Here is an 11,055-nt window from a genome sequence, read left to right on the forward strand (position 1 = left end):
AGCGTTCCCGCTCCGGGCGACGGGCGGGAAAGGAAGATTGTCTGGTGCGCCGGTTTTTCCGCAACCCCGTGCGGCTCGTGCCGCTGGGGTTCCTGGTGCCGATCCTGCTGGGCACCGGGCTGCTGATGACCCGCTGGTCGACCATCGAGCATCAGCGCCCACCCCTGGTCACCGCGTTGTTCACCGCCACGTCGGCGGTGTCGGTGACGGGGATGGCGATCAACGACACCCCCAACTACTGGTCCGGCGCCGGCCTTGTGGTGATCACCGTGCTCACCCAGCTCGGTGGTCTCGGCATCCTCACGGCGGCGGCGCTGGTCATCCTGGTGGTCTCACGCCAGCTCGGCCTGCGTAACCGGCTGCTGGTGCAGGCAGAGACGGCGGAGTTCGGCATCGGTGACGTGGGCCGGCTGCTGCGCCGGATCGCGATCACCGTCTTCGCCTGCGAGGCGGTGATGACGGCTGTGGTCGCCGGCCGCCTCTGGTGGGCGTACGACTATCCGCCCGGACGGGCCCTGTGGTCGGGCGTGTTCCACGCCGTCCAGGCGTTCAACAACGGTGGTTTCGCGCTCTACACCGAGGGTCTGCTGGCCTTCGACCGTGATCCGTGGGTGTCGCTGCCGCTGGCGTTCGGGGCCATCGTCGGCGGGCTGGGGTTTCCGGCCCTGTTCGAGGCCGCCCGGGAATGGCGCAAGCCGGCCGGCTGGGCGGTGGCCACCAAGTTGACCATCTGGGGCAGCGTGGTCCTGCTGCTGCTCGGCTTCGTCGGCCTGCTCGCCGCCGAGTGGACCAACGCCAGCACCATCGGCTCGTACGACGTCGGGGGCAAGGTGCTCGCGTCGTTCACCCAGATCGCGTTGAGCCGCACCGGGGGCTTCAACGTGCTGAACATCGCCGACCTCCAGGAGGAGAGCTACCCGCTGCTGATCGTGCTGATGTTCATCGGCGGTGGCAGCGCCAGCACGGCCGGCGGCATCAAGGTGTCTACGTTCTTCCTGCTCGCGTTCACCATCTGGGCCGAGTTGCGCGGCGAGCCCGACGTGACGGTCGGGCACCGCCGGGTGGCCACCGCGAGTCAGCGGCAGGCCGTGACGGTGGCCCTGCTCAGCGTCGCGCTGGTGACGGCCGGGACCATGCTCCTGCTGCTGCTCACCGAGGGCGTGCGGTTCGTCGCGGCCCTGTTCGAGGTCACCTCCGCGTTCAGCACCACCGGGCTCAGCGTCGGTCTGGCCAGCGAGCTGCCGGCCAGCGGCCAGCTGGTGCTGACCGTGCTGATGTTCATCGGCCGGGTCGGGCCGCTCACCCTCGGCTCGGCGATCGCCCTGAACACCCGGCGCAGGCTCTACCGCTACCCCCAGGAACAACCCATTGTCGGCTAGGAGCGAGGAGGGTCGAGGTGTCGGCGAGACGATCGGACGGCGGCGGCATCGTGGTGATCGGGTTGGGTCGCTTCGGCTGCCATCTGGCCGCGTCGCTCAACCGGATGGACCGCGAGGTGCTGGCCGTCGACCGCAACCCGGATCAGGTGCAGCGCTTCTCGGCGCAGCTCGACCGGGTGGTCCAGGCCGACGCGACGGAGGACGGTGCGCTGCGGCAGCTCGGCGTCACCAGCTTCGGCCGGGCGGTGGTGGCCATCGGGGCGTCGGTGGAGGCGAGCGTCCTCACCGTGCTGGCGTTGGTCGAGCTGGGTGTGCCGCAGATCTGGGCGCGTGCCACCTCGCAGAAACACGCCAAGATCCTGTCGTCGGTCGGCGCGCACCACGTGATCTTCCCGGAGGCGGAGACCGGCGAGCGGGTGGCGCACCTGATCGTCAGCCGGCTGCTCGACTTCATCGAGTTCGACGACGACTTCGCGATCGCCACCGTCCGGGTGCCGGAGTCGCTCGTCGGGCGCAGCCTGCTCGATCTGCGCCCGGAGGAGCGTTCCGGGGTCCGGGTGATCGGCGCGAAGGCACCCGGTGAGCGTTTCCGGTACGCCTCGGACGACACAGCGCTGGCGCAGGGTGGGCTGTTGGTCGTGGAGGGTGGGATCGACCAGGTGCAACGGTTCGCGGGGCGACGCTGACCGTCACTTCTTACCGCCAGGCCCCTTCCCCTTGCCCTTTGTCACTTTCCCGCTTTTCCCGGACCACCACCCGGCCCTTTGCCCTTGCCGGGCTTCTCAGGCTTGGCCTTGGGGCCACCCGAACCCGGGCCGCCGCCAGCTGTCGCCGCCTTCGGCGGGGCCTTGGGTTGGGTCTTCGTCGTGGTGGCGGCTGTGCGCGCCGGGGCGGTGGACGGCGTGCTGCCGGCCACCCCGGAGACGCGTACGCCGCAGGCCACGTCGCCGAGCCGGAACTCGACCGGCAGCTGGTTCGCCCCGCTGTACGTGCCGGTGAGGGTGAGCTTCTCGGCCGCGCCGGGCGCCAGCGTGGTGCGCTCGGCCACCGGCCGGACCAGCACGGTGCTGCCCTGCTGCTGCACCGGCGCGGGCTCCGCCTTCGTGACCGTCTGCTGACCGGGGAAAGTGAAACTCATCGCCCAGTCCCGCAGCTCACTCTCACCGGTGTTGGTCAACGTCAGCTCGGCGGCGAAGTCGGTGCCGGAGTCCGTGCGCAGCGCGTACGCCACCTCGCACGGCACCTTCTCCGGCAGGCCCATCCGGGCCTCGGTGGTCGGCCGGCCCTCGCCGCTGGCCGGGGTACGCGAGGTGAACCCCCACATCACGCCGGTGACCGCGATCAGCCCGACAGCGGCCACCCCGGCCTCCACCCGCCGACGACGGCTCACCCGCTGGCGGACCCTCTGGTCCCGCTGGCGGGTACGGGAGATCGGCAACGCGTCGGTCTCCGCCGACCAGGGCAGGATCGTGGTGCCCGCGCTGGCGAGCGCGGCCGGGTCCAGCGGCCCTCCGGCCGGGGAGACCGGCACCGCCGCCAGCATCCCGGCCGCGTCGGCGAGGGTCCTGGCCACCTCGGCGGTCGCCGGCCGGTCCGCGGGTTGCTTGGCCAGGCAGCGCCGCACCAGGTCGGTCACCTCATCGGGCAGCCCCGGCACCTCCGGCATCGGATCCGGGTCGGTGTACATGTGCGCCCGCAACATCTGGGTCGTGGTGTTGGCCTGCCACGGCAGCCGGCCGGTGAGCATCCGGTAGAGCAGCAGCCCGACGGCGTACACGTCGGTGGCCGGGGACACCTGACCGTTGTCCAGCCGTTCCGGGGCGAGGTACGCGGGGGTGCCCAGCAGCGTGCCGTCCGGCCCCTTCTCGCTCTCCCCCACCAGCGCGGAGATACCGAAGTCGACAACCTTGACCCCGGTCGACGTGAGCATCACGTTGCCCGGTGTCACGTCACGGTGCACCACACCGCGGGCGTGCGCGGTGGCCAGCGCCGAGCTGACCTCCGCGCCGATGGTCATGGCCTCCCGCCAGGGAAGCTGGCTCTCCCGGCCCAGCCGGCTGGCCAGGGAGGTGCCGTCGATCAGTTCCATCACCACGTACGGCACGGTCAGCCCGACCTGCTCGGACTCGCCGTAGTCGTACACGTTGGTGATGTTGGGGTGGCAGAGCCGCGCGGCGGCCTGCGCCTCGATCCGAATCCGGTGGCGGAAGGCCCGGTCGCTGGCCAACCGGGAGGCCAGCACCTTCACCGCGACCTGGCGGCCGAGCACCTCGTCGTACCCGCGCCAGACCACCGACATGCCGCCCGCGCCGAGCTGCTCGATCAGCCGGTACCGCTGATCGAGCAGTTGCGCGCCGTTCCGGTCCCCACCACCCATGGTGTGCGTTGTTGCCCACAAGCAACCGACCTACACCCGGAGGATCGGAATCGGTCAGGATTGTCACTCGTTCAGGCGGTAGCCAGCAGTTGGTCCACCGGGGCGTAGTCGTCGGTCAACACCATCGCCCCACCGACGAAATCCGTCAGCTCCGCGCCGGACAGCAGGCTGACCTTGGGGTCCACCTCGCTCAGTCGGGTGCGGACGGCGTCCAGCGGCAGCGGCGCGTCGGAGCCGACGATGAGGAAGTTGGAACCCTGTTCCTCGGCGAGCGCCTCCGGCGGCGCGATCAACGCGACGTGCCGGAACTCGGCCGCCACGGTGGCCAGCTCGGCACGGATGAACCGCAGCGGCGGGTAGTCGATGACGTTCTGCACGTACACGCCGCCGGGGCGGGTGACCCGCCGGACCTCGGCGGCCATCTCCCGGGTGGCCAGGTGCCAGGGCACCACGAGGTGACCGAACGCGTCACCGACCACCAGGTCGCGGCTGTCCGTCGGCTCGCCGACGACCAGCATGCGGGCGTCGCCCACCACCGTCCGCAGCTGCGGCCCCGGGCGTACGCCCAGCTCCCGCTCGCCCAACTCGACCAGCCCGCCGTCGATCTCGAACACGACGTTCTCGGTGCCCGGCCGGGTCGCGGTCAGGTAGGTCGGCACGGTGAACCCGCCGCCGCCCAGGTGCAGCGCGTCCAGCCGCTGACCGGCTGGCGCGGCGACGTCGGCGACGGCGCCGATCCACTTCGTGTACGCGTACTCCAGGTGTTTCGGGTCGGCGAGGTCCACGTACGAGTGGTGGGCCGAGTTGAGCAGCAGCGTCCGTCCGGTGGGCCGGTCCGGGTCGGCGGTGACCCGGGCGCAGTGGTAGGCCGTCTCGATGTCGCACGGGTTCGGCGCCACGGTGGTCAGCCCTGCCCCGACCAGGCCGAGCACGGCCAGCGCGGCCCGGGTCCGGGCCGGACCGGGCAGCTCGGTGGGCTCCTGCCGGCGCAGGTACCAGCCGAGGCCGAGACCGACCAGCCCGAGCGCGACCGCGAGGGTCAGCAGGATGACGGTGCTGCGCAGCGCGGCGACCAGCACGAAGCCGGTGAGCAGCGTGGCGGTGATGCCGCCCAGCGTGCCGATCCCGGAGAGTCGACCGACCACCTGGCCGGTGCGGCGCAGGTCGGCGAGCTGGAGCTTCACGACCAGCGGGGTGACCGCCGCCAGCAACGCGGCCGGCACGAACACGGCCAGCGCCACCAGCAGCAGGATCGCGCTGGCCGCGCCGCCCCGCAGCACCTCACCGGCGTACCGGACGACGGGCAGGGTGATGGCGGTGGCGATGCCGGCCAGCACCAGCGCCGGTGCCAGCAGGCCACGCGGGTTGCGCCGGTCCGCCAGCCAACCACCGGACCACGCCCCGTACGCGATCGCTGCCAACGCGATGCCGATCACCGAGCTGGTCACCTGGAGGGTCACCCCGACGTAGGGGCCGACCAGGCGCAACGCGACGGTTTCCAGCACCAGTACGGCGCCGCTGGAGAAGAAGACCAGGAAGGCGGCCAGGCCGTTGGGCAGCGCCCGGCCGGTGACCGCAACGGGCGGGGCCGAGGACGCCGGCGGGGCCGCTACGTCGGACGGTGGGGTGCTCATCGTCGCGATGGTACGCAGCGAAGCTGGTGCTCCGGGTCAGTACATCGAGAGATGAACATGGTTCGTGTGGGATGCGGCGGGGCTGCCGCTGCCGCTGTACGAACGCCACCCGGTGCCGGGGTGCCAAATCTGCCTGTACCAGATCACGTAGAGCACGCCGAGACGGTCGGCGTTTCGCACGTGCCAGGCGGCGAGGCTGTCACCGTACGCCTTGTCGCCACCGGTCGCGTTGCGATCCTCGAAGCCGTTCGTGGCGGCCGCGAAGTCGCAGGCACGCCCCTTCGGGTGCTCGCCGCCGCCGCCCTCACGCTTACAGGAGACGTGCCGCTTGTAGCCGGCCGCCTGGGTCTGCTTGAGCGCGTTCAGGGTGCGCGGGGTGATGCAGCCGGAGGTGGTCGGGTCCTTCACCGAGCACGACTCCGACGGCCAGGACCCGTCCGAGTTGCGCGGGGCCGGCTTAGCCGAGGTGGAACTGCCGCCGCTGAACCCGTTGCTGCTGCCCGAGCTGACCTCGGCGAGCGCCGCCTCGGCCTCCTTCTTCTTCTTCGCCATCACGGCGAGCTGCTTCTGCTGCTCACGGACCTCGGCGTCGATGGCGATCTTGGCCTGCTGCGCCTGCTCCCGAGTCTCGACGAGGTCACGCAGCCGCTTGCTGTCCCGCTGGGCCATCATGTCGAGGTCGCTGACGCGTTCCAGGAACGCCTGCGGCGTGCTGGTGTTGAGCAGCATGGTCGCCGGGGTGAGCCGGCCGACCCGGTACGACTGGGCGGCCACCTCGCCGACCTGGGCGCTCAACCCGACCAGTCGACCCTCGACCGCCGCCAACTCACCGGTCAGCGCCGTCTGGCGACGCTTGGAGTTGTCCAGTTTGGCCTTCGCCTCGATGTGCCCCTTGGCGGTCAGCTCCAACGCGTCCTGCAGCTTCTTGCTGCCCCCCTCGCCGGGCTCCGCGTACGCGGGCACGGCGGCACCGCCGAGCACGAGCGCGACGGCGGCGAGCAGAGCGAACAGAGCGCGGCGACCGAGCCGCGGGCGGAGCATGGTCCTGGGCACGAAAGCGTCCTTCCGTCGACCGCCGGCCCCCGGTGAACCACTGCGCGGCGGCGTCCCCGCCGGCGCCGGTCGGCGGCCTGCTGGCGGAGACCGCCGGTCACGATACCGGACTGTGGGCTGCTGACCATCCCCCTGACCTCCGGGCCGCCCAGATGTCGACAGAGCGTTCCAGCGCCGTCGCGCAGAGCGTCCAGAAGCCTCGCGCAGAGCGTCCAGGAGCCCGCGCAGCGTCGGATCAGGGGCTGAGCAGGGCGTCGCGTACCTCGTCCCAGATCTGCTCGTTGGCCGCGACGAGCAGCCCGCGGCCGTCGTCGGAGGGGTGGTAGTCGGCGCCGTCGAACCTGCGGGCGACGCCACCGGCCGCGCGGACCAGAAGGGTGCCCGGGGCGTGGTCCCACGGCAGGGTGCGCCAGAAGAGGACGAACTGCTGCTCACCGGTGAGGATGTCCAGGTATTCGCGGCCGGCGCAGTGCTGGCCGGGCAGCAGCTCACCGAGGTGTCGACCGCCGGCGCGGACCCGGTCCCGGATCTCCGGCGGCAGGAACTTGGTCATCGCCGCGCCCCGCAGCTCGCCGAGCGGCGGCAGCGAGGCGGTGGTGTCGACGGGTCGGCCGTTGAGCAGGGTGCCGTCGTCCGCCGAGCCCACGGCGAGGGTGTCGGCGAGCGGGTCGAGGATCCAGCCGGCGTTCGGCCGCCCGTCGGTCAGCAGCGACACCATCAGGGCGAACGGCCGGCGACCAGCGGCGAAGTTGGCGGTGCCGTCGACCGGGTCGACCAACCAGACGTCCCCACCGTCGCCCAGGTGGCGCAGGAGCGCCGGGTCGTCGGCGACGCCCTCCTCGCCGACCACCATCGAGCCCGGACGCAGTCGGCGCAACCCCGCCGACAGCAGCTCCTCGGCCCGCTGGTCGGCGACGGTGACCACCTCACCGTGCGCCTTCTCCGAAACGTCCGCGTCGTCGAGCTTGCGGAACAGTGGCAGCACGGCCTGGTCGGCGGCCTCCCGGAGCAGGTCGCCAACGTCGTCGAGCAGGGTGTCAGCCACGCGGCGGCAACTTGACCACGCTGACGAAGAACTCGTCGATCTGGCGGACCACCGCTATGAAGCGCTCGAAGTCCACCGGCTTGGTCACGTAGGCGTTGGCGTGCAGCTGGTAGCTGCGCAGGATGTCCTCGTCGGCTTGCGAGGTGGTGAGCACCACGACCGGGATCCGGCGCAGTTCCTCGTCCTTCTTGATCTCTTCCAGCACCTCCCGGCCGTCGCGGCGGGGCAGGTTGAGGTCGAGCAGGATCAGGTCGGGGGCCACCGCGTCGGCGTACTGGCCCTCCCGCCGCAGGTAGGCGAGCGCCTCGGCGCCGTCGGAGACGACGGTCAGCCGGTTACGCAGCTTGTGCTCCTCGAACGCCTCCTGGGTCATCAACACGTCACCCGGGTCGTCCTCCACGAGCAGGACCTCGATCGGGCTCTTGCCATCCGCCGGCGCGGTCATCCCACCGTCTCCCTCATGTCACCCGTTCTACCGCTTTCCGGCGCCCCGTCGGCCCGGTCCGGCTGGTCCGACCCTCCGGACTGCTCCGCCGAGTCTGCCGGATCCTCGTTCGAGGCCGTCGTGTCGCCCGCCGCCAGGGCCGGCGGCGCCTCGGCCGAGTCGACAGCGGCAGCCGCCTCCACGTCCGCCGGGAGCGCCGGCAGGGTGAAGCGGATCGCGGTGCCCTCCGGTACGTCGGTGTCCACCCACACCCGGCCACCGTGGTATTCGACGATCTTCTTGACGATGGCCAGCCCGATCCCGGTGCCCGGGTACGCGTCCTTCGAGTGCAGCCGCTGGAAGATCACGAAGATCTTGTCGGCGAACTCCGGCTCGATCCCGATGCCGTTGTCCTGACAGGAGATCTCCCACTCGGCGCCCACCAACCGGGCCGAGATGTGCACCTTGGGCGCGACGTCCGCGCGCCGGAACTTGATCGAGTTGCTGACCAGGTTGGCCAGCAGGTTGGTGAGCAGCGGTTCCTCACCCGAGATCACCGGCAGGTCCGTCCAGGTCAGCTCGGCGTCGGCGTACTGCCGCGCGGCCTCGGTCTGGCCGGCCACGTCGCCCATCACCTTGTTGAGGTCGACCTCGACGAAACCGGTGGTGAGCCGGCCGATCCGGGAGAACGCGAGCAGGTCGTTGATCAGGCGCTGCATGCGTTGCGCGCCGTCCACCGCGAAGGCGATGTACTGGTCGGCCCGCTCGTCGAGCTGCCCGGCATAGCGGCGCTGGAGCAACTGGCAGAAGCTGGCCACCTTGCGCAGCGGCTCCTGGAGATCGTGCGAGGCCACGTACGCGAACTGCTCCAGGTCACGGTTGGACCGGGTCAGCTCCTCGGCCTGCTTCTGGAGCTGGCTGTTGACCCACTCGATGCGCTCGCGGGCAGCCCGCACCTCGGCCAGGTCGGCGGCGATCTTCTGACGCATCGCGTCCACGTCCTCGCCGAGCTGGATGAACTCCGGCGGGCCGACGGTGGCGATGCGGTGCTGGTAGTCGCCCTCGGCGACCTCGCGGACCTGGATGGCCAGGGCGGTCAGTGGCCGGACCACCATCCGGTCCAGCGACAGCAGCAGGACCGCACCGGCCAGGACCACCACCAGGGCGGCGACGATCAGCAGGACGACCAGCACGTTGCTGCTGGTGCGGACGTTCCTGGCAGTCTGTTCCCGGGCGGCAAGGACCTCCTCCTGTAGGTCGTTGACCGCCGTGCGCACGTCGTCGAACTGCTGCCGGGCCTGCTCGGTGACCAGTGCCTGGCCCGCGCTGGTGCCGCTGCGCTCGGTGGTGGTGATCACCGGCTCGGCGACCGACTGCCGCCACTGCGCGATGCGGTCCTCGACGGTCCGCAGCTCCTGGCTGATCTGCGGATAGTTGTCGAGCAGCCCTCGCATCGAGGCAGTGACGCTCTTCTCCTGGTCGAGCCCCTCCCGATAGGGGATCAGGTCGTCCTGGTCACCGCTGACCGCGTAGCCGCGGATCGCCGTCTCCTGGTCGAGCAGCGCGTTGAGCAGTTCCTGGGACTGCACCCGCAACGGGCCGGTCTCGTTCAGGACGGCGTCGATCTGGGTGCGGTTGCGGGCGGCCATCGCCGCTTCCGCGCCGGCCAGGGCGATCAACAGGAAGCCCACGACGGTGAGCAGGCTGATGACCCGGCGGCGCAGACTCCAGCCGCCGACCACCGGCTTCACCGGCCACCACCCCGGCTGACCAGCAGCATGGCCACGTCGTCGGCGAGCGCGCCACCGTTGAGCCGCTCGGCCCGGCCGACCAGCCAGGCCGGCAGCTCGGGCAGCGACACCGACCGGTTGGCCGGCTCGTGGAGCAGCCCGGTCAGCCCCGGCACGTCGAGGCGTTCGTTGCCCGCTCCCACCCGCCCCTCGATGAGGCCGTCGGTGTACATCAGCAGGGACCAGTCATCGGTGTCGAACTCCAGGTCGTAGGCGATCGGCCGGCGGGGTCGTACGCCCAGCAGTCGGCCGCCGGGCGCGGGCACCGGGGCGACCCGGCCGCCGGAGAGCAGCAGCGGCGGCGGGTGCCCGGCGAGTCGGACGGTGGCCCGGTTGGCGTCCAGGTCCAGTCTGGTGGTGGCCACCGTCGCGAAGATCTCCTGGAGGCGGCGCTCACTCATCAGCACCTGCTCCAGCGCGGGCAGCACCTCGTCGTCCGGCACTCCGGCGAGCACCAGGGCACGCCAGGCCACCCGCAACTCGACGCCGAGCGCGGCCTCGTCCACCCCGTGCCCGCAGACGTCACCGACGATCAGGTCGATGCGGTCCGGGCGGGTCTGCACCACGTCGAAGAAGTCCCCGCCGATCAACGCGGCGTGCCGGCCGGGCCGGTAGAAGGTGTGCACCGCCACCTGGTCGGTCGTCATCAGCGGCTGGGGCAGCAGGCCGCGTTCGAGTCGCGCCGACTCGGCCTGACGCAACTCGACCTCGCGCAGCCGTCGGGCGTTCTCGTCGGCGCGCTTACGCTCAACGGCGTAGCGCAGCGCCCGGGTCAGCAGCACCCCGTCGACCTGACCCTTGACCAGGTAGTCCTGTGCGCCCTCGGCGACCGCCACGACACCCAGGTGCTCGTCCGAACGGCCGGTCAGCACACAGACCGCGGCGCCGCTGGACATCTCCAGCACCTGGCGCAGCCCGTCCAACCCCTGCGCGTCGGGCAGGCCCAGGTCTAGCAGGACGCAGTCGACGTCGACGATCCGCTGTCGCGCCTCCCGAAGGCTGGTGGCGACCGTCAGATCGATCATCGAGTTGGTCTCGGCGAGCAGCTCGGAGACCAGGAAGGCGTCGCCCTCGTCGTCCTCCACCAGCAGCACCCGCAACCGCTCGCCAGGTGGCAGGTTGGCGTGCCGCGCCAGACCGCCGTGCGGGTACGGCACTACTGGGGAACCGGTCAGACCGGCTCCCCGGGTCGGCCGGGTCACCGCCGCGAGGCGCGGGAGTTCGCTGGTGATGTCGGGCTCCTTCCGAGTGCCCTGCTGATCCTGTATTAGACAACGGTCGCACACAACACGATGGCTCCGGCGCGGGCGGGGGCGGTGCGGATCACTGCCCGTCGGATGACAAACCGGGCGG

The 11,055-nt window shown here is 71.3% G+C and carries 9 protein-coding genes; 2 read left to right on the forward strand and 7 right to left on the reverse strand.

Translation table 11 applies throughout. The annotated features are described in order from the left end of the window. The first annotated feature begins 44 nt into the window (after window positions 1-44). Both FBZ33_RS27935 and FBZ33_RS27940 read left to right on the forward strand, forming a co-directional pair. Entirely contained in the window at window positions 45-1,379 is a 1,335-nt protein-coding gene (locus tag FBZ33_RS27935) for a TrkH family potassium uptake protein (protein WP_141911259.1), read from the forward strand. A 17-nt stretch (window positions 1,380-1,396) separates the two neighbouring features. After that, window positions 1,397-2,065, forward strand: a complete 669-nt coding sequence (locus tag FBZ33_RS27940) for a TrkA family potassium uptake protein (RefSeq protein ID WP_141911261.1) — start codon at window positions 1,397-1,399, stop codon at window positions 2,063-2,065. Between the two features lie 41 nt (window positions 2,066-2,106). Here FBZ33_RS27940 and FBZ33_RS27945 read toward each other — a convergent pair whose 3' ends face one another. The 7 genes from FBZ33_RS27945 to FBZ33_RS27975 all read right to left on the reverse strand — a co-directional run bounded on the left by FBZ33_RS27945 (window position 2,107) and on the right by FBZ33_RS27975 (window position 10,904). Next, the gene (locus FBZ33_RS27945) at window positions 2,107-3,756 is read right to left on the reverse strand and encodes a serine/threonine-protein kinase (RefSeq protein ID WP_141911264.1); all 1,650 of its coding nucleotides are present in this window, start codon (window positions 3,754-3,756) and stop codon (window positions 2,107-2,109) included. Window positions 3,757-3,827: 71 nt separating this feature from the next. Beyond that, window positions 3,828-5,390, reverse strand: a complete 1,563-nt coding sequence (locus FBZ33_RS27950; RefSeq protein WP_088950303.1) for a fused MFS/spermidine synthase — start codon at window positions 5,388-5,390, stop codon at window positions 3,828-3,830. A 36-nt stretch (window positions 5,391-5,426) separates the two neighbouring features. Continuing rightward, complete coding sequence (locus FBZ33_RS27955; RefSeq protein WP_141912985.1) at window positions 5,427-6,431, reverse strand: hypothetical protein; 1,005 nt, start codon at window positions 6,429-6,431, stop codon at window positions 5,427-5,429. Window positions 6,432-6,678: 247 nt separating this feature from the next. After that, window positions 6,679-7,488, reverse strand: a complete 810-nt coding sequence (locus tag FBZ33_RS27960) for an inositol monophosphatase (protein ID WP_141911266.1) — start codon at window positions 7,486-7,488, stop codon at window positions 6,679-6,681. Further along, complete coding sequence (locus FBZ33_RS27965; RefSeq protein ID WP_141911267.1) at window positions 7,481-7,933, reverse strand: response regulator; 453 nt, start codon at window positions 7,931-7,933, stop codon at window positions 7,481-7,483. The genes FBZ33_RS27960 and FBZ33_RS27965 overlap by 8 nt, the downstream gene beginning before the upstream one ends. Next, window positions 7,930-9,663, reverse strand: a complete 1,734-nt coding sequence (locus tag FBZ33_RS27970) for an ATP-binding protein (protein ID WP_141911269.1) — start codon at window positions 9,661-9,663, stop codon at window positions 7,930-7,932. The genes FBZ33_RS27965 and FBZ33_RS27970 overlap by 4 nt, the downstream gene beginning before the upstream one ends. Then, window positions 9,660-10,904, reverse strand: coding sequence for a PP2C family protein-serine/threonine phosphatase (locus tag FBZ33_RS27975; protein WP_255509055.1), 1,245 nt, complete (start codon window positions 10,902-10,904; stop codon window positions 9,660-9,662). The genes FBZ33_RS27970 and FBZ33_RS27975 overlap by 4 nt, the downstream gene beginning before the upstream one ends. Between the last annotated feature and the right edge of the window lie 151 nt (window positions 10,905-11,055).

This window comes from Micromonospora sp. A202 (assembly GCF_006715105.1).
Lineage (GTDB): Bacteria > Actinomycetota > Actinomycetes > Mycobacteriales > Micromonosporaceae > Micromonospora > Micromonospora zamorensis.

Excerpts from the sequence above, each read along its gene's own strand:
- FBZ33_RS27945 (WP_141911264.1), bottom strand. The coding sequence starts at position 3,756 with ATGGGTGGTGGGGACCGGAACGGCGCGCAACTGCTCGATCAGCGGTAC.
- FBZ33_RS27950 (WP_088950303.1), bottom strand. The coding sequence starts at position 5,390 with ATGAGCACCCCACCGTCCGACGTAGCGGCCCCGCCGGCGTCCTCGGCC.
- FBZ33_RS27955 (WP_141912985.1), bottom strand. The coding sequence starts at position 6,431 with ATGCTCCGCCCGCGGCTCGGTCGCCGCGCTCTGTTCGCTCTGCTCGCC.
- FBZ33_RS27965 (WP_141911267.1), bottom strand. The coding sequence starts at position 7,933 with ATGACCGCGCCGGCGGATGGCAAGAGCCCGATCGAGGTCCTGCTCGTG.